Source organism: Candidatus Limimorpha sp., from assembly GCF_056203535.1.
On record NZ_JBADWU010000065.1, the window covers coordinates 1 to 19274 of the forward strand.

At 47.7% G+C, this 19274-nt stretch carries 12 protein-coding genes; 9 read left to right on the forward strand and 3 right to left on the reverse strand.

Annotated features, from left to right (window positions below; genetic code table 11):
* Positions 1-712: 712 nt before the first annotated feature.
* Complete coding sequence (gene glyA / locus AC06MN_RS07915) at positions 713-2011, reverse strand: serine hydroxymethyltransferase (RefSeq protein ID WP_475671822.1); 1299 nt, start codon at positions 2009-2011, stop codon at positions 713-715.
* A 410-nt stretch (positions 2012-2421) separates the two neighbouring features.
* On the opposite strand from glyA, the gene AC06MN_RS07920 reads away from it, so the two are divergent.
* The 3 genes from AC06MN_RS07920 to AC06MN_RS07930 all read left to right on the forward strand — a co-directional run bounded on the left by AC06MN_RS07920 (position 2422) and on the right by AC06MN_RS07930 (position 6285).
* Positions 2422-3429, forward strand: coding sequence for a DUF3089 domain-containing protein (locus tag AC06MN_RS07920; protein ID WP_475671823.1), 1008 nt, complete (start codon positions 2422-2424; stop codon positions 3427-3429).
* Positions 3430-3510: 81 nt separating this feature from the next.
* Positions 3511-4899 (forward strand): T9SS type A sorting domain-containing protein, encoded by a 1389-nt coding sequence (locus tag AC06MN_RS07925; protein ID WP_475671824.1) that lies wholly within the window; start codon positions 3511-3513, stop codon positions 4897-4899.
* 162 nt (positions 4900-5061) lie between these two features.
* Positions 5062-6285, forward strand: coding sequence for a hypothetical protein (locus AC06MN_RS07930; protein ID WP_475671825.1), 1224 nt, complete (start codon positions 5062-5064; stop codon positions 6283-6285).
* A gap of 350 nt (positions 6286-6635) precedes the next feature.
* On the opposite strand, the gene AC06MN_RS07935 is transcribed toward AC06MN_RS07930, so the two are convergent.
* On the reverse strand, positions 6636-6920 hold the full coding sequence (locus AC06MN_RS07935) for a hypothetical protein (protein ID WP_475671826.1): 285 nt from the start codon (positions 6918-6920) through the stop codon (positions 6636-6638).
* Positions 6921-7055: 135 nt separating this feature from the next.
* Positions 7056-15182 carry an InlB B-repeat-containing protein gene (locus tag AC06MN_RS07940; protein WP_475671827.1) on the reverse strand — a complete coding sequence of 2709 codons (8127 nt, stop codon included), beginning with the start codon at positions 15180-15182 and terminating at the stop codon, positions 7056-7058.
* Positions 15183-15529: 347 nt separating this feature from the next.
* Between AC06MN_RS07940 and AC06MN_RS07945 the strand changes: the two genes are divergently transcribed.
* From AC06MN_RS07945 to AC06MN_RS07970, 6 genes are read left to right on the forward strand one after another with little or no spacing between them, the layout of a single operon-like run.
* On the forward strand, positions 15530-16762 hold the full coding sequence (locus AC06MN_RS07945; protein ID WP_475671828.1) for an NADH:ubiquinone reductase (Na(+)-transporting) subunit B: 1233 nt from the start codon (positions 15530-15532) through the stop codon (positions 16760-16762).
* Positions 16759-17490 carry an NADH:ubiquinone reductase (Na(+)-transporting) subunit C gene (gene nqrC / locus AC06MN_RS07950; protein ID WP_475671829.1) on the forward strand — a complete coding sequence of 244 codons (732 nt, stop codon included), beginning with the start codon at positions 16759-16761 and terminating at the stop codon, positions 17488-17490. The genes AC06MN_RS07945 and nqrC overlap by 4 nt, the downstream gene beginning before the upstream one ends.
* Position 17491: 1 nt before the next feature.
* Positions 17492-18118 carry an NADH:ubiquinone reductase (Na(+)-transporting) subunit D gene (locus tag AC06MN_RS07955; protein WP_475671830.1) on the forward strand — a complete coding sequence of 209 codons (627 nt, stop codon included), beginning with the start codon at positions 17492-17494 and terminating at the stop codon, positions 18116-18118.
* 5 nt (positions 18119-18123) lie between these two features.
* Positions 18124-18738, forward strand: a complete 615-nt coding sequence (gene nqrE, locus AC06MN_RS07960) for an NADH:ubiquinone reductase (Na(+)-transporting) subunit E (protein WP_475671831.1) — start codon at positions 18124-18126, stop codon at positions 18736-18738.
* Positions 18739-18761: 23 nt separating this feature from the next.
* Positions 18762-19004 (forward strand): DUF4160 domain-containing protein, encoded by a 243-nt coding sequence (locus AC06MN_RS07965; protein WP_475671832.1) that lies wholly within the window; start codon positions 18762-18764, stop codon positions 19002-19004.
* Positions 19005-19006: 2 nt separating this feature from the next.
* Positions 19007-19273, forward strand: coding sequence for a DUF2442 domain-containing protein (locus tag AC06MN_RS07970; protein WP_475671833.1), 267 nt, complete (start codon positions 19007-19009; stop codon positions 19271-19273).
* Position 19274: the final 1 nt, after the last annotated feature.

The following is a 19274-nucleotide window of genomic DNA, read 5'->3' on the forward strand; positions in this document are numbered from 1 at the left end:
GCCCCGCCGTCCTGCCCATGGCCACCGCGCCCACCCCGGACAGGCCTTCAGCACTTCAGTCAGGACAATCTTTAGAAAGATGGTGAAAAACACGACATCAACGAAATCAATAAAAAATCAGTCTTTTATTAAACTAGAGCCAAAATAGATTGAATCGAGTTTTTCCAAGTGACAATATTTTTATCTATCTTTGCCGCGATTCCGCAAGTCGGAAGGGGGCATGACAACTCGACTTAGAACGGGGGACGCACCACCCCTGAACCTCGCTATGTGCGAGGCTCTTGTATTTTTTTATGTTGCACATGCTGTTTTTATGTATTTTTGCGGTCTGGCAGAACCCGTTAGAGTCATGATGCGTGGAACGGAGGCAGGTTGCAAGACCTGATGAGTGGTTCGACCCCACCGACGGGTTCTCATTTTAGATTCTGTTTTGATTGGTTTTAAAGTATTATAGGTGTATCCTGATGGGCTGCTCGTTGCTTGTTTTTGTGAGTTTTTACCGAACGTCCATGCCTATGGCATGTATTTGACAATCCTATAGGGATTTACATTCGATAAAAAACAACTTCATTTTGACTTTGCATCTCATCAGGATGCGTCAACAACGGCCTAAGCATATCAGTTTCAAAAATCAAAATTTATTCTTGATATATGACAAAAGGCCGCCCCGATTGGAGCGACCTTTTGTGCTTTGAAGCCCATGTTGAAAAAATTACCAAGCGAAGAGCGGGTATTCGTTCATCATCTTGTTGACTTCGGCCTTCACGGCGTTGATCTTGGCATCCGGAGCAGTCTTGGCGACTGGATCGATGGCGCTGATGACGTCGTCGATCATTTCGACGATCATAGGCATCTTGTCTTCCTTCAGGCCACGGGTGGTGATGGCTGGTGTGCCGATACGCAGACCTGAGGTGAGGAATGGTGAACGGCTGTCGAATGGAACCATGTTCTTGTTGACGGTGATGTCGGCAAGGACGAGGGTGTTTTCGACCATCTTACCTGTGACTTCCGGGAACTTGGTGCGGAGGTCGATCAACATGCTGTGGTTGTCGGTACCGCCTGAAATGACATCGTAACCCTTGTCGATGAATGCTTGAGCCATGACTGAAGCGTTCTTCTTGACTTGGAGGATATACTGGAAGTATTCGTCGGACAGAGCTTCGCCGAAAGCGACAGCCTTAGAAGCGATGACGTGCTCGAGAGGACCGCCTTGTACGCCTGGGAACACGGCACTGTTGATCAGTGCTGACATCATCTTCACTTCACCCTTTGGAGTGGTGCGGCCTTGTGGGTCAGGGAAGTCTTCACGCATCAGGATCATGCCGCCACGTGGGCCACGGAGGGTCTTGTGTGTGGTGGTGGTGATGATGTGGCAGTAATCCAATGGGTCGTTCAGCAGACCGCGGGCGATGAGACCTGCAGGGTGGGAGATGTCGGCCATGAGGATAGCGCCAACCTGGTCGGCGATAGCGCGCATGCGTTCAAAATCCCAGTCGCGTGAGTAGGCTGATGCACCAGCCACGATGAGTTTCGGCTTGCATTCCAGGGCAATCTTTTCCATTTCGTCGTAATCGACCATGCCGGTTTCCTTGCTGACGTGGTAAGCCACTGGCTTGTAGAGCATACCTGAAGCGTTGACCGGGCTGCCGTGTGAGAGGTGGCCGCCGTGCGAGAGGTCGAGACCCATGAAAGTGTCGCCTGGCTGCATGATGGCTTGCATCACGGCCATGTTAGCCTGAGCGCCTGAGTGAGGCTGCACGTTGGCAAAACGGGCTGCGAAAAGTTCGCAGGCGCGGTCGATGGCGATTTGTTCGCTCTGGTCGACGATCTGGCAACCGCCGTAGTAACGCTTTCCAGGATAACCTTCAGCGTATTTGTTGGTCATGACTGAACCCATGGCTTCCAAAACCTGTTCGCTGACAAAGTTTTCCGAAGCAATCAGTTCGATACCATGCATCTGACGTTCTTTTTCTTGACGTATCAGATCAAAGATTTTTTCGTCTCTTTTCATGTGAATTGCTGTATTTAAGATTTAATATTTAAAGATTTAAAATTCAATGTTTTGACTTGTGGACTTTTAGAGTCTTTTGACGGCCTTTTTTGAGGCCGTCATTCCCGCGAAGGCGGGAATCTCATTTCTGACTTTTGAACAATTTCGATTTTCCACTCAACGGACGCAAGCATTACGTCCCTACTTCCCACTTTGAAACCTCTGAAACGCTCCTTCGACATGCTCAGGGAGCGAAGTCCTCCTAACTCCTCATTCCTAATTCCTAACTCTTTATTTCCGCTGCAAAATTGCGAAAAAATCTTCTATTTCCGATTAAATCTTTGTTTTTTCTTTTTTATGGAGCAGATGCAGTTCATTTATCCCTATTTTTGCCGACAAATTCCTAAGTATTGTATATGAAAGTATTATATATGAATAAAGCATTTGCAATCATCATGTCGCTTTTCCTTTTGGCTTCATGCTGCCATTCGGAAAAGGAAACCCCTGCCGTGATGCAAAAAGCACCGCTTTCCGCCATCGATTATGCCGACACCGCTTATTGGTATTCGTGCGGCGACACGATTATGCCTGCCGATATTTTCTATGTTTACCCGACAGTGGCTACGGCCTCGTTTGCCGATAACGATTCCTCGTGGTACGACGACATCACCTGTGCCGATGTGCGCGAGCAATCGTCTCACAACCAGCGGTTCAACAAAATGCTTTTTACGGAATACAATTTTTATGCACCTTATTATCGCCAGCTGATTTTTGATGCTTTCCGTCAGCCCGACAGTTGCGTGGCGGTTTTGTCAGAGGTGCCGATTGCCGATGTCGAGGCGGCTTTCCAATACTACATGGCGCATTACAATCAGGGCCGTCCGTTTTTCCTGATGGGGCACAGCCAAGGCTCGCAAATACTTGTGGAATTGCTCAAGCATGGTATGACCGATGAACAGCGCCAACTGATGGTGGCGGCCTATTGCTCGGGCTGGAAAATCACAGGGGAAGAATTGGCCGCTTATCCTGAGCAGATTGTCCCAGCTACGGACAGTTGCGGAACGGGAACATTAATCCTCTTCAATTCGGTGACCGACCTGAAAGGCATATCGCCATTGTTTGCAAATACGGTTGTCGGCATCAATCCTCTGTCATGGACGACCGACACTTGCTTTGTAAGCAAGGAAGCGCATTTGGGCATGGCCAGATACAACGCCACGCGCGACAGCATCGTATTGCATCCTGCCATTACGGGCGGCAGATTGCAAAATCAGATGATGGTCTGTACTGACATTGATTCCACTTTTTCGTATGTACCTGCCTACAAGGGCTTTTTCCCGATGTGTAACTTGCATTTTTCAGAGTCTTGGCTCTTTGCGGGCAATGTGAAGCAGAACATGGCTTGCCGATTGCGGCATTTTCAAGTAAATGCGGAGTAAATTTTCACTTACTTAGGGTTGATTATTGTTTTTTCCCTATTTTTGTGCATTAAATCTTATCATTAACTTAAATTAATCACTATGAAAAAAGTTTTACTTCTTTTAGCAGCAGTTGTTTTCAGCTTTGGCCTGAAAGCACAGTGTCCTCATTCTGAGGCTATTGATTTCACGGCAACCGATTGCCACGGCACCGAAGTCCATTTGTTCGACATTCTTGATAACGGTCAAAGTGTCCTCATCGACTTCTTCTACACCACTTGTGGTCCTTGCAATCAGGCCGCACCAAAAGTTGCCGAAGCCTACACTCGTCTTGGCTGCAACATGCATGATGTGTTCTTTATGGAAATCAGTACTTCCGATGGCGATGCGGCTTGCCAGAATTGGTGCGATACTTATGGCATTGAATATCCTACCATAAGTACAGCTGGTGGTGGTCATGACATCTGTTCACAATACGGAATCACCGCTTACCCAACCGTAATCCTCATTACTCCAGACCACCATATTTCCATCAACGACTTGTGGCCTATCAACAATTCACAGACCATCGTCGACCAACTTGCTCCATACGGCATTGAGGAACACGACTGCGATGCTCCTGTCGCCGACCCACAGGTTGAAATCACCGTTGGCGAAGTCACTGCAACAACCGTCGAAGCTACTTTCACACCTAATGCCGACTGCGCTTCCTTCTGGTATATGATTGGCACCGAAAGCGAAATGGCAATGTGGCAGCAGATGATGGGTGCAACGCTCGAACAGCTCGTTCAGATGTGGGGCATTCAGGCAACTGAAGCAACCGATTATACATGGACCGAACAGCAGCCTGCAACCGAATACACCATTTATGTCGTTCCTGCTGATGCCGATGGCAACACTTACGAAGTGATTACTGAGAAAGCCACCACCCTCACCCAAGGCGGCACTGGAGAAGCTCTCGTTGAACTCACCGTTGACCTGGTTTCAAACACCGAAGCTACCATCAGTGCAGTTCCGAATTCCGAAGTTGCTGAATATCACTATGGCTTCATTACCGTTGATTATTACAATGAAATTGGTGAAGAGGAAGCTGCTATCGTAATTCGTGAAGATGGTTATCCGGCTTACGAACCGGAAAGCTTCACATGGACTAACCTTGAGCCAAGCACCTATTACTATGCTCTTGGTACTGCCATGAATGCCAATGGCGAATGGGGCGCAACGACATTGGTCGAAGTTTTCACCGATATTGATGGCGTTGCTGAATCAGTCAATACATACGCTGTATATCCAAATCCAGCCAACGATTTCATCACCGTTTCCGGCGAAGGTCTCAATAAGGTGAGCGTTTACAATGCACTGGGTCAGATGATTGACGAATTTGTCACCGAAGGTGCTGAATGTAAAATCGCTACGGCAAGCTACGAAAACGGCATCTATTTCCTGAAAGTCAACAATGGCGCAGCTGTCAGATTTGTCGTAACACATTAATTTCTTTGACGGTTAGGCTAATTTGACAATTAGACATAGGGACTGGGAAAACGACGTTTTTTCAGTCCCTTTTTAAAATGCCGGCACCCTATCGACAAACAATTCCAAAAGTCCAATTGTCAAAAAGTCCATAAGTCAAATAATCTCCCAATCCACCCCATCATGGACATTCTCATTCTCCGATCCTCTTTCCAGACCGACGAATTTGTGCGGGCGGAATATGCAGAGCTTATCAATTTGCTCAAAAACGAATTTCAGGCTCAGTTCACCATTTTAGGCGATGACGAAACTGCCATCAGGCAATGGGAATCCACCCAAGTGGTTCCCGATTTTGTGATGACGGCTACAGGTGGCGTCGAAAATCTATTTATACGCATTTTGCCCCATCTTGATTCCGCAATCAGGATCATTGCCGATGGACGCAACAATTCGCTTGCCGCCGCCTTGGAAATCCTTTCTTATCTGACGAGCAGCTACAAACATGGAAAAATCATTCATGGCAGTAATGAAGAAATTGTCAATGAAGTCAGAGCCGATTTGAAGCCTTTGCACAATACGCGCATCGGCTGTTTCGGCCATGCGTCCGACTGGCTGATTGACAGCGATGTAAACCGTATTGTATTGGAGCGGAAATATGGCATCGGTGTCATAAACATTGCCTTGGATAGGCTCTATGATGAGATAGATGTTGCTGACAGTGGAGAGGCTTGGAGAATCGCACAGACTTGCTCAAGCGATGCAAAATCTATTGTTGAACCGTCCAACGACGACATGCTGAAAGCTGCCAAAACTTATCTCGCTATCAGGAAAATTTGTCAGGAAGAACACCTTACCGCCATGACTATCCGCTGTTTCGATCTTGTGAAGGTTTTCAAGACAACGAGCTGCCTTGCCCTTGCCCTGCTGAACGACGAAGGCATTGTGGCAGGTTGCGAAGGCGACATGCAGTCGCTTGTCACCATGATTTTGGCACAACGTCTTTGTGGCGAAAAGGCTTTCATGGCCAATCCTTCGCTTTTGCGCGATGATTGTTCCATGCTGGCGCATTGCACTTTGCCGTTATCAATGTGCGAGACTTTTACATTGCGTTCACATTTTGAATCTTCAATTGGCGTTGCCATTCAGGGTGATTTGCCATGCACTGATTACACCTTGTTTAAATGGGGGGGCGAAGAACTGAACCGGTTTTTTGTCACCGAAATGCAAGCTGTACCAATTGATTACAACGAGCATTTTTGTCGCACACAAATCTTGCTTAACGCCAACTTGAAATCTTATCTTTTGCGTCATTCCATTGGCAATCATCAGGTTATCATCAAAGGCCATCATGCCGAAAAAATCCGCAAGTTCATGCGCGAAAACGGCGTGAAGGAAATTCAGGTCTAAGCAATTGTAGATTCCCTGCAATTTGGTGGCTTGTCGGGCTGTATGTCCGTAGATTCACGGAAAAACCGATTGTTTTGATGAGAATTGGGAAATAAATAGGTGAGCAAAATTAGTTTACAAAAAAGGCACAATACTTCGACCCTTCGATGCTTCGACAAGCTCAGCAAGCGAAGCACTGCAAGCTGATTTTCCGCTCATTGAGCTTGTCGAAATGAGTGGATTTAATTGGCAGTTTATTTCAGGTTACTTACTTATCGGATTCCACACTTGATTTGCATACTATAAAAATGGCGGCAGCCCCAACCTTTCGGTCAGGGCTGCCGCGCTAAAAAATGACACGTATTTTACATTTATCTCTGTTTCTTGCCTTTCTTTGCCAAGGCGTATGTTGCCCCCATACCGATGAGCAACAAGGCACCGCTTCCAAGCGGAGCGTCCTGATTGCCATCTTGTCCGTGAACTGGAAGCAACGGGTAGTTTTCAAAACCGCCTTGAGCGTTCATGCCGTTTTCAGGCGTTGCGCCACGGCCAAAGAGACCGCCACCGTTAGGCTGGCCGTTGTTGCCGAAATACTGCGCCGAAGCACAGATTGCCATTCCGAGGACTATTGCCAATGTCAAAATTAGTTTCTTCATATTACTTCGTGTTTATTTGTTCAACTTTATTGTTAATGGTTTCAGGAGTAAGGAAGGAGGAAAAAGAAACTTTTTGAAATTTCTTTTTTCCTTCATCCTTCTTCTTTATCCTCCTAACTCCTAATTTCTAACTCCTCACTTAACTACTATTTTCTGCGTCACGCCGTTGAGGTTGATGGTGTAAAGACCAGCTCTCAGATTGAGTGCCTTGTTATAGCTGCCGCTGACGATTTCTCTGCTGACAATGCGGCCAAGCACATCGACGATTTGCATGACAGCCTGACCTTCGATGTTTTCAATAATCAGGTTGCCGTTGCTGATGTATGCAAAATCGCCCGTTGAGCTTGTCGAAGCGTTTTCATCAATGCCAGTCATGCTGAACACCAGTTTGAAACGTGAGGCATAGTCAGAAACCTTGGCATTGAAGGTGTAGCTATTCGTGGCAAGCAAATCAGTGTCATCTCCCGTCAGATTATCGATGAGGTGCAGGTATTCGGCATTCACATTTTCGATGTTGACATTGATAGTGTAAGTGCCATTCTGCATAGCCTTGAAATTGACAGGTATTTCACCTTCATTGCCCTGTGATGAGATAGCTGCAAATTCTTCGCCATATTGCGGAATATAGAGTTTTGCGCCACTCTCGCCAAGCGTCATCTTGTGCAGGTTGCCCTTGCCGTCGAAACGGATAATGGCTCTGTCAATGGCTGCACCACGGTTGCGTGCAACGTTCACATTGATGGCATTGACTCTTGTAGCAGTCTTGCTGAACTCAACGCTTTGGCCTTGGGCTGATGCTTCCACAAACACGGCTTCGCAAGGTGCAATGGCACCTGAACCTGCCTCAAATGCAGTGCCGTCGGCATTCATTCTCAGATAAGAGTTACTGATGTAGGCATTGCATGGATAAGGATTGCCAATAAGGTTGAAGCCGGTAAATTCGCAGCCTTCGATATAGGCCAAAGGCATGGCTTCGGCATGAGCGGCAACTGTGCCCTTGAATTCAAGCGTAACATCTTCGCTGTTAGCGTACAGATAACCGGTCTTGTGCTCAATTGTAGCATTTTGATGCTGGTTGCGCCATTCCAGTACCTCGGTTTGGTCGAAGGTGTAAAGGTCATATTGGTTGGATACCAGATGGGTTACGAAATTATTGTCGGTGACAGGCGATCCTATCAGGTACCAGTAATCCTTATCAGCTTCATAGCCAGTAATCATTTTCCTAACGGTAGCCTGTACACCTTCGTTATTGTGGATGAGCTGACCACCATCGGCGATAGTCAGGGTGCCGCCTTCGTTGATGATGACCTCATTCACATTGGCCACATAACCGGCAGGGATGACGGCATTGGCTTCGATAACCACATCAGAACCATCTTCAGGGACAAAGCCAAATGACCAGTTAGTTGCATTATCCCAGTCACCGTCGGTGAAGAAGATGTTTTTAACTTCGCTCACCTGACCATTCAAGAACACGGTTGAATTTGCTTCGCCGGAAACAACGGCCATTTCTTCATTATTGTATTCTCCAATTGGCAATCCTGCCTTCAGGCGGACATACACCGTGGAAAGTTCAACGTATGAAGGAATAGTTGGTGTAGGAGCTTCGGTAGAGATGGTGATGTTGTCCACATTCAGGCAGAACATGTCCGTGATGTTATAGTGACGGATTGCGACATAACCTTCGCCCGAGAATTGAGTCAAATCGACCGAATACATTGTATAAGTTCCCGTTGCGATTGTCTCTGAAAGAACTTGAACGGTGAAATCAGCGACCGCATTGCCTGTCGTAGATACATAGACGGCAAAGTGCTCTGCGGCATAATTGGCATCTTGTCCCACAGCATAGAAACTCATTGAGCCGCCTAAAGTTACCTTTGGTGAAATGAGCCAGTTGTCAGGCGTGAGTGGAGTGCCCGAATCGTTATCATAACTTTCGGAATACATGCAGCCATTGCCTTCGTATGGCGTCATGTGAGGAGTTGTAGCACTGGTTTCCAGAATCCAGCCGTAGCCGTCATGGTCGTTGTCGACAGATGTCCATCCTTGTGTCGTGCCATCTTCGAAACCATAGAAAAGTTCACCTGAGCGGTTCTTGCCGTCCACTGTTTTCATGGTCAGTTCGCCACCGACATTGCCGTGGAAGGCTGATAACTCAACGAGTTGTCCTCCCTTTGCAGCCATATCGACATAGCCACGGATCATCCAGCCATGTCCACTTAATGATGTCGTATTCATGTCGATCCATTCAGAACCATCTATACTAATCCAGCGGTTGTTTGCAGTTCCATTATCAATGCAGGCAGCGGCAGGATAATTTGTTCCGTTTTGGTAGAATGTTATCCACAGGTTCTTGGTGGCATCGATAGCCAAAGGTTGGTTCAGGGCCACTTCAACAAAACCTTCGTCGGTGCCTGGGGTGAAGTCTTGTGTGCAGACAAGCGTTTGTGGTGCGGTATCACCGCCTTGATAGATGTTCAAGGTGTAATTGCCGGTAGTGCTTTCGTTTGCATACATGGCTACCTTGGTAAGGGTGCCGCCAGCGTATCCTGCCGAAAGGATTGACGAAGGGAACATGCTGCCCCAATAGAGGGTTCCGCCTGCTCCGACATTTGTAGCGTAGGTACCATTGTCATATTTCAACCAGGGTGAAGCCAAGGTGATGGATGAAGTGTAAGGACCATCAGGGTTTTGGCTGATTTCGTAATCTTCAGGTGCGGTTATGGCAATAGGAATGGTCGTATGGCTGGCTATCAGCTGCACGGGCTTTGCATCCGATGGGCCGAAGCCTAACATATAGTCGAGGCCTTCAACCGAACATGGGGCATAAGCGACAGCTTCATCACTATCATATTCGTTTTCATTTTCCACTAAGAAAATGGCAACAGGAAGGGCATTGTTTCTTGTGCCGCTTGCGGTGATGGTGGAAGTCGGGTTCAGGTTTGTGCTGCCACTGTTATAGATGGTGTTGTTGTTTGAGCCGGTAAAAGCGTAGAAGCTTGTCGTTGAACCAGTCGCCCCAGAATTGTCGTCCATGGTAACCAACAGTTTGCTTATGCCATCGTATTCGAAGGCTTCGTCAAACACAATCAGCTGCCAGCCTTTTCCTGAAATTGCGAATGTTCCGGAGAACACCTTGTCATCGGCTGTCTGGGTAATCCATCCGGTGTTGCTGCTGAACGACGAAGCGTCGGTCGTGCTCAAATATAGGTCAACATTTCTGTTCGCCGAGGTGTTGGAATAGTTATTATAGGCGATGCCAAGAATCTTTCCACTGAATCCAAGCTGAGTAGGCGTGTAGATGCATTGCGACAGGGAATAACGGGAATTAACCTTTGTAGGAATGTTGGGATTGGGATTGGTAGAGAGACTGCCTTCTGTGCCGACAGGATATTGGAAGTAGTCTTCGACATCGAGAGCAAACACTGCTGACACCGTCACATCGTAGGCCGGCATGGTGAAACTGTTGTCGTTGACAAAGACAAGCGTATTCGCGTCGTCGCTCTTGAATACGACCCACGATTGGAAGACATAATCTTCCGAAGCTGGCGTTGCCGTCATGTTGACGGTTGTGCCGGCAAGGGCGCTTGTGGCACTGACGGAAACCGAACCATGTCTGATGCCGCAGGCCACGGTGATGTCGTATTCAGGATTATAGACGAATGATGCGCTAATGGTGACATCGTAGTCAGGCATGACGAACTGGTTGTTCACCACAGCGATGGTAATGTCGGGATTGCCAGTCTTGCAAACGCTCCATGTCTCGAAGAGATAGTCGCTTGAAGGTGTGGCTTCAAGCGTGATGGTTTCGCCATAATAGGCGTTGGCAGGTCCTGAGATAAAGCCGTTTTCGACTTCGGCATAGGTCAGGTTGCGTAAGGTAAGCGCATCGAAATGAGCCACCAACGCCCTGCTTCCGGTAACCTGAAATTCGTAGTCGGTATCTGTTGAAACAATCGCACCATTTTCTGCCCAATTGCTAAAGATGTAGGCATGGTCGGCATCTGCCGTCACGGTGGCCATGGTGTTTTCCAAATATGAGCCGCCGCCCGTTACGGTTCCTGCATTGGCAGGATCGGCTGTAACGACTATGGTATAATAGGTGCCTCTGGTAACATTGCCTTCCAATTCAACGGTTTGTGAGAGATTGCCCGATGCTACGGTCAGGCTGCCATTGTATTCGCCTTCCATATAGCCTTCCTTCAGGCGGACAAAGACCATGGCATCGACTTTGCCGGACGAGAGGCTCAAGCTGATGGAGTTGGCATATTCACCATTTTCAGAAACGCAAACCTCATAATGTTCGGATGCGGTGACAGTGACATTTGCAGTCAGGCTGGTTCCGAAAACAGAGAAAGACTGTGCTGCCGACGGGCCACGGCCTTCGGCGTATGTGAAGCCCGACAACGAACATGGTGACACGGCCAGCGACTTGCTGTTTTCCCTTGTCATGCCTAATTGGATATTGCTATGGTTTTTCAGCACACCGGTAGCATTCGTCGTGATGACATCTTCAGGATTCAGGTCGGTCGTGCTGCCATAATAAAGTGCCACATAATTAGTGGTGCTGCTTGCCCTAAAGGTCTTGGAGCTTGCCGTAGCATTACTGTTATCATCAATGGTCAGCAACAGGTTGCTTGTGCCGTCATACACGAATGGCTTGGTGAAAGTGATGACCGTCCATCCGTTTCTGACTATGGTGACACTGCCTGAGAAATAGATGTCGTCAGAACTGACTTGCTGCCAATCGTTTGACGATGGCGAATATGAAGTGCCTGATGTGGCGAAAGAAGATTTCGTCGTATGGTTCAAATAGACCACCAATGAACGTGTAAACGAAGTGCTGCCCGAATAGAAACTGATGGAATTGATGGTTCCTGCACCACCGATTTCGGTAGCGGTGTAAATCTGCTGCGACAAGGAATACTTGTTGGAAGCCCTTATTGGGATATTACCATTGGTGCTTGTACTCGTACCTATGCTGACCGTGACATTGTCTGACGAAGTGAATGATGCGGAAACGGTAACGGCATATTCAGGCATGACAAACTGATTGTCAGTCACAGGAATGGTCACGCTGAGGTCGTCGGTTTTATAGACGGACCAAGCACCAAACGAGTGGCCGCTATCAGGTGTAGCCGTCAATGTGATTACTGCGCCAAATTCGGCCTGTGTTGCGCTGGCCGATATGCTTCCGTTCAAGACGCAAGCCAAGGTGATGTCGTGATAAGGTGCAAATTCGTAGGTTGCAGTTATCGTGACATCGCTGTCAGGCATGACAAACTGGTTGTCGGTAACGGGAATCTCGTTCATGTAGCTGTCAACGACCGTCCAAGAACTGAGAGCGAAACTTGCATTAGGATGAGCTATCAAGGTGACTGTTTCGCCTCTGTAGGCAGATGCAGGATTTGCTTCGGGGTTGCCTTGTTCGGAAGGATTGAAGGTTATGTTGTGCAAGGTCAAGGCTTCAAAATTGCCCACGTATGCTCCTGCATTTTCAACCGCAAAGCTGTATGGATTTTCTGTCGAAACCTCTTGTCCGTCTTTCGTCCAGTTGGTGAACTCGTAGCCACGGCTTGCCGTTGCGCTCAAAGTGGCAATAAAGCCGCTGACATAGCTGCCAGCCCCACTCACCGTGCCGCCAAGCACAGGGTTGGCCGTAACGGTGATTTCGTAGCCAGTCAGGTCGAAGTCTTTAGCATCGGAAGGACACGACTCGTTGCTTTCCACCTTGCTCGTGACATAATAATGGTTAAGACCGACGGTTGGTGTTGCGTCACTGTAGGCGAGACTTGTCAAATCAGCGGCAATGACATTGTCGTTGCGATAGACTTCATAAACCGGCGTGTATTCGGTCGTGCGGGTCAAGTGAGTCTGTATGCAGAGGGCGTAATTATTACCATCTTCATCAGGTCCGAAGTCTGGCACCGATTCCCAAATCATGCTGTTGGCATTGGTGGTAAGGCCCATAAAGAAGCAGTTTGACGAAGATCCATTATAAACGCCGACTACGGCAGGGTATGCTGTAGAAGTCATGGTATAACTGAAAGTGACCCAAAGGTCTTGCGACACATCGTCGATGGCGTAAGGTGTGGTCAGAGTGAAAGTGTTGGTATTCCAATTGCCAGTCGTCGCATTGAATACCTGCGTATAGACAGGAGTGCCGGTTGTGTTGCCGTTGGTCGTTCCACGGTAGATGCGCAAAGTGTAATTTCCCGTTGAATAAACGGGGATTGACACTTTGTCGATGCTCATGCCCTTGAACTCTCTCAGGTCTTCTGGCATAAATCTGATGCCAAAATATGAGGTTCCGCTACTTCCACCGTATGCCGTATAAGGCGAAGAAACAAAGCCCAAAGTGGCAGAAGCCAAGGTGTTGCTAACCGTCGAGGCCTCCCAACTCATATCAATCTGAGTATCGGTCAAGGTGGCGTTGAAGTTAGCAGGGAGGGAAGCGTATGGCTCGATGGTGCAAACGATTGCCTTTGAACGCACCGACTGGTGGCTTCCGTCGTCGGCTCTGACATAATAGACATGCTGTCCGCTGCCGGCATTCACATCTGTATAAGAGTTTTCCATCACGCCGGATGCAATCTGGACATTGTCGCGATAAATGCAATAGCCGCTTGGTGCGCTGACGGCATCCCAGGTCAGAGAGACATTACCGCCACAGGTCGTGAAGTTCAAGCCGGTTGGTCTGGCTGCTGATGAAAAGATGCCATCGATGGCAGCCTTGGCATCGGCGCGGCCTGCACCCGTGAAGTTGTTCTTCGTCACGCGGCCTTCGACAGGGAAAGCTGTCGTTTCAAGCAGCTCGTCGATGCGTGCCGGCGTAAGGGTAGGATCGGCGCTCAACATAAGTGCCATGATGCCTGCAGCGCACGGAGTGGCCATCGAAGTGCCGGCCATCGAAACATAACCTGAAACATTTGAGTAATCCAAGGAGATGATGTCGGCACCCGGAACAATGATGTCAGGACGGATAAGTCCGATATTTGTGGTGCTGCCCAAGGTGTAAGGATAGTCGTTATATGAAGTACCACTCCATGTGTTGGGGCCGAAAGACGAGAAAGTGGTCTTCTGGTCGTTGCGGCCGCTTGCGCCTATGCAAACCACGGCCGATGCACCACCGGTCAGGGTTTGGTCAGGATTGGCCCATGGTGGAGGGCAGTTGCCTGGAGAACCCACGTTGCGTGGCACCGGACATGCTGAGCCATTGCTACCTGTATAGGCTGAAGAATAGATTTCACCTTCGTTACCTGCTGCGATAGAGGCAATTACACCAGCATTCAGCATGTTGACGAAACGCTGACGGTCGGAAGCGGAAGCACTGCCTCCAGCTGTACCTAACGACATGCTGACAATATCAGCTCCACGGTCTACTGCGAATTGCATACCATTATTAATGCCCGTGTTGGAACCTGACCCAGTGGCCGACAAAACCTTGATGGCCATAATCGTTGCTCCGGGAGCAATGCCGGTTTGCGTGCCGCTTGTGCCATCGCCTGCCACGATGCCAGCGCAATGCGAACCGTGGCCATGGTCGTCCATAGGGTTATTATCATTGTTGACATAATCGTAGCCATGATTCGGATAGCTTGATCCGCCATCCCACATGTGGTTCTTTATGTCGTTATGATTATAATTGACACCCGTATCGAGGATAGCCACTACAACGCCACTGCCGTTATAGCCGCTTCCATCAGTCCACACTTCGTTGGCATGAACCTGCGGCACATGCCATGCAAGGCCTCTTGATGAAGCATTGCTTTGCCCAGTGCCAATGACTTCGCTTTTGGCAGGCTCTTGTCTGGTTTCGCCACCAGGCAACATGTTACGGAGTTCGTCCGACTCAATCAAGGCCACATCGCTGCGCTGAGAAATGGCATCGAGCATGGTGCGGTCAACTATGCAGCCTACACCATTCACTATCCAGAACGGATTCACATCGGTGACCAAGCCACCTCTGTTGCCATCTTCAAGCATTTGCAGCAAGTCGCTTTGGCTGCTTCGTGCAAATTGCTGAAGTTCGTTGATTACGAAAGTCCTGCGTTCCTCACCTCTCAGATAAAGGAGTTGCCGGCTCATTGCAGCCTGGTCGTACTCCTCATTCATGTAGATGATGACTCTGAAACGCTCCCCAGCCGAAGGACGTGCCGTCAGCTGATGTTTTAGCTCATCGTCAAATTTCGACGAATTCTGCCCTATTCCTATTGTAGCAAGGAAGGACAACATGAACATCATTAAAATTCCTTTTTTCATAAAGAAAGATTTAGTATTAGAATAATTTGTATAAAAGATTGATTGTCAGATGATGTTTTTATATTAACCCACAATGACATCGGTACAACCGATGATTTTATTAATTTTGCGAAAATATGTTTTTTTCTGTTTTTTTTATTAAAGTGGAAATCATTTCCACTTTTTGTTAATACTACGTCAGCATTCATTCATGGTTTTGTGTCTATTCACTAAAAGTATTTTGCTCATCCATTCATTTCATTTTTCCATTCCGCATCAAGCGAAAAGCAAAATTCACTACTTTTGCAGCAAATACAGAAAGGGCATGTTGTTACATGTCCGAGTAGAATTATTATAGAATAACGCCCATGCAAAAAGACAAATCAAAATTCCGACAAGGCCTCCGCGACTTTTTCATTGCCTCCGATGCCGAAAGCAACGGCAAGGTGAAAGACCGTGTCAGCGGCTTGCGGAATTATGTCAACAAGATAAAACCCAATTTTAGCGAAGGCGGGAAGTTTGCCAAACTGCAATCTACCTTCGAGGCCTTCGAAAGTTTCCTTTTCGTTCCCGACAAAACCACGCAGAAAGGCTGCCAGATCCGCGATGCCGTCGATATGAAACGCACCATGATTTTTGTCGTCATCGCCCTCATGCCGGCATTGTTATTTGGCATTTGGAACGTTGGCTATCAGCATTTCATTGCTTTGGCAGAACAAGCCAGTTTTTGGAGCATGTTTGGTTTCGGTCTGGCGAAGGCCTTACCAACCATCATTGTTTCGTATGTTGTCGGTTTGGCCATTGAATTTACATTCGCACAAATCCGCCATCACGAAGTGAACGAAGGTTATCTCGTCACCGGTTTGCTGATTCCCATGATTTTGCCACCCGACATTCCGCTTTGGATGGTTGCCGTGGCCACCGCTTTTTCAGTCATCATTGCCAAGGAAGCCTTTGGCGGAACCGGCATGAACATCGTCAATCCGGCCCTTACGGCACGCGCTTTCCTGTTTTTCGCCTATCCGTCCTGCATGTCGGGCGACAAGGTTTGGATTGCCGGCCAGCCCGATGCCGTATCAGGCGCCACGCCATTAGGCATGTTGATGAACGGCAACACCGACCTTCCAAGTGCGTGGACCATGTTTTGGGGCGGCATTCCCGGAAGCATGGGCGAGACATCCAAAATCGCCATTCTTTTAGGCGGTTTGCTGCTTGTGATTTGCGGCATTGCAAGCTTGAGAATCATTCTATCCATTTTTGCCGGAGGGATTGGCATGGGACTCATTTTCAACGCCATCGGCGCAACGCCTTATATGCAATTGCCATTCTACTATCATCTGCTGATGGGCGGTTTCATGTTCGGCGCCATCTTCATGGCCACAGACCCCGTAACGGCACCACAAACCAACAAAGGCAAAGTGATTTATGGCCTGCTCATCGGCATTTTCGCCGTACTTATCCGTGTCATCAATCCGGCCTACGCCGAAGGCATGATGCTCGCCATTTTATTAATGAATGTGTTTTCGCCACTCATTGACCATTGCGTGATTGCACGAAACATCAACATGCGCAAGAAACGCGCCCAAAACGTTAAGATATGAGCAACAAGAACAGCACTGGATATATTTTCATTTACGCCGCAATCCTAATAGTCATTGTAGCGGCATTGCTTTCCGTTGCCGCCGTGGTCCTTGCACCTTTTCAGCAACGCAACAAAGACAACGAAAAAATGTGCAACATACTGAATGCTGCCGCCATTCCGAATGTCAGCAACAACAACGCACAGGCACTTTTCGACAAGCATTGCACACAAATGCTGCTCCTCGATGGCAATGGAAACATCCTTGATGACAGCGGCAAGGCTTTCAACACAAATCTGAAACAGGAACTTTATAATAAGGAACAAGGCAACGGCTACAGTCTGCCTCTGTTTGTCATCAACAACGGGACGCAGAACATCAATGTCATTCCGTTGCAAGGCAATGGATTGTGGGGCGCCATTTGGGGCTATATTGCCATTGCTGATGACTGTAACACCGTTGTTGGCGCCAATTTCGACCACGCTTCCGAAACACCTGGCCTGGGTGCTGAAATCACTACGGAAAAATTCCAGCATCAATTCCAAGGAAAGACCATCATGAAGAATGGCCAATTCGTTTCCATCAAGGTGCAGAAAGGCGGCATCATCACATTGCCCGAGATCGACCGCAAGCACGCCGTCGATGCCATTTCGGGCGGCAGCATCACCTCAAAAGGCGTCGATGAGATGATTAACAAAGTGTTAAGTTGCTACTTGCCTTATTTTGAAAAGCAGCATAAGGAGGAATAACATGGGAAACTTCAAGAAACTCATCATAGAGCCTTTGCGCAAGGCCAACCCCATCACCGTTCTGGTGCTTGGCATCTGTTCGTGCCTTGCCGTAACCGCCAAACTCAAGCCGGCCATCGTTATGGGCATTTCCGTCACGGTAGTCACGGCATTTTCGAACCTCATTATTTCCTTGCTGCGCAAAGGCATACCTTCGCGCATCCGCATCATCGTGCAACTTGTCGTTGTCGCCGCCTTGGTAATTTTGGTCGACCAATTCCTGAAAGCGTTTGTTTATGATGTCAGCAAGCAATTATCAGTCTTTGTCGGACTTATCATCACCAACTGCATCGTCATGGGCCGACTGGAAGCCTACGCCATGTCGCACAAGCCTTGGGAGTCGTTCCTTGATGGCATCGGCAACGGATTGGGTTATAGCCTGATATTGATCATCGTGGCTTTCTTCCGCGAATTGCTTGGCTCGGGCACATTGCTTGGCTATCAGGTCATTCCTCAGTCATTCTATGAATTAGGCTACCGCAACAACGGTCTGATGATTCTGCCACCGATGGCGCTGATTATCGTCGGTGTCATCATTTGGATTCAGCGCACGCGTCATCCCGAACTTCAGGAAAACAACAAAAAGTGATTGCCATGGAACTTTTCAACATTTTCATAAAATCCGTCTTTATCGACAACATGATATTTGCCTATTTCTTGGGCATGTGTTCCTATTTGGCGGTTTCGAAAACCGTTAAGACCAGCGCAGGATTAGGCATCGCCGTCACATTTGTTTTGCTCATTACGGTTCCAATCAACTACTTGATTAACAAATATCTGCTTTCTCCGGGAGCCTTGGCATGGATAAGTCCGAAACTGGCAACTGTCGACTTGAGTTTCCTCAGTTTCATCCTTTTCATTGCCATCATTGCTTCCATTGTGCAGATTTTGGAAATGGTAATAGAGAAATTCAGTCCGGCATTGTATTCCGCCCTGGGCATTTTCCTTCCGCTGATTGCCGTGAACTGCGCCATTTTAGGCTGTTCGCTTTTCATGCAGGAACGTGGTTTCAATAATGTGGCCGAAGCCGCCGTTTATGGTCTCGGTTCCGGATTAGGCTGGCTCTTAGCCATCGTTGGCATTGCCGCCATTCGCGAAAAAATACGTTACTCTCACATACCCAAAGGTTTGCAAGGCATTGGCATCTCCTTCCTCATCACGGGGTTGATGGGCATTGCCTTTATGGCTTTCATGGGGATTAATATATAAGTCACTCCATAAATACTATCACTATGCCAAAGATATTTGAGTTTTTCGGATTCAGTTTCATGTTTTTCGCTAACGACCACGAACCAATTCACGTTCACATCGTTAAAGATAACAACGAAGCCAAATATAACGTGAATCCAATAGAGCAAGTTTATAATAAAGGATTTAAAGCGAGAGAAATTCGCTTGATTGAAACCATAATTGAAGATAATGTTGACGTTATCACTGAACGTTGGACAGAATTTTTCAAGGACAAAAACAAATAATCATGGAGAAAAAGAGAATAAAACGGGTATGGATTGATAATTCAAAAGTCTACGCCGAAACCATAGATGGATTGGTCGCCTTCTATCTGCTAAGTGACTGGAAATCACTATCAAATGCCACAGAAGAAGAGCTTCATGATTTCCAATTATCCTATTTGGGAATCCATTGGCCGAAACTCAATGAAGACCTGAGTTTTGAAGGCATGTTTTACGATAATGGTTTGTGTCAAATTACTGATACTGAAGATTCTGTATATTATTTACCCTAAA

What these genes read in the sequence shown, in the direction of transcription:
- glyA (WP_475671822.1), bottom strand. Translation starts at nt 2,011, where the DNA reads ATGAAAAGAGACGAAAAAATCTTTGATCTGATACGTCAAGAAAAAGAA.
- AC06MN_RS07920 (WP_475671823.1), top strand. Translation starts at nt 2,422, where the DNA reads ATGAATAAAGCATTTGCAATCATCATGTCGCTTTTCCTTTTGGCTTCA.
- AC06MN_RS07925 (WP_475671824.1), top strand. Translation starts at nt 3,511, where the DNA reads ATGAAAAAAGTTTTACTTCTTTTAGCAGCAGTTGTTTTCAGCTTTGGC.
- AC06MN_RS07930 (WP_475671825.1), top strand. Translation starts at nt 5,062, where the DNA reads ATGGACATTCTCATTCTCCGATCCTCTTTCCAGACCGACGAATTTGTG.
- AC06MN_RS07935 (WP_475671826.1), bottom strand. Translation starts at nt 6,920, where the DNA reads ATGAAGAAACTAATTTTGACATTGGCAATAGTCCTCGGAATGGCAATC.
- AC06MN_RS07940 (WP_475671827.1), bottom strand. Translation starts at nt 15,182, where the DNA reads ATGAAAAAAGGAATTTTAATGATGTTCATGTTGTCCTTCCTTGCTACA.
- AC06MN_RS07945 (WP_475671828.1), top strand. Translation starts at nt 15,530, where the DNA reads ATGCAAAAAGACAAATCAAAATTCCGACAAGGCCTCCGCGACTTTTTC.
- nqrC (WP_475671829.1), top strand. Translation starts at nt 16,759, where the DNA reads ATGAGCAACAAGAACAGCACTGGATATATTTTCATTTACGCCGCAATC.
- AC06MN_RS07955 (WP_475671830.1), top strand. Translation starts at nt 17,492, where the DNA reads ATGGGAAACTTCAAGAAACTCATCATAGAGCCTTTGCGCAAGGCCAAC.
- nqrE (WP_475671831.1), top strand. Translation starts at nt 18,124, where the DNA reads ATGGAACTTTTCAACATTTTCATAAAATCCGTCTTTATCGACAACATG.
- AC06MN_RS07965 (WP_475671832.1), top strand. Translation starts at nt 18,762, where the DNA reads ATGCCAAAGATATTTGAGTTTTTCGGATTCAGTTTCATGTTTTTCGCT.
- AC06MN_RS07970 (WP_475671833.1), top strand. Translation starts at nt 19,007, where the DNA reads ATGGAGAAAAAGAGAATAAAACGGGTATGGATTGATAATTCAAAAGTC.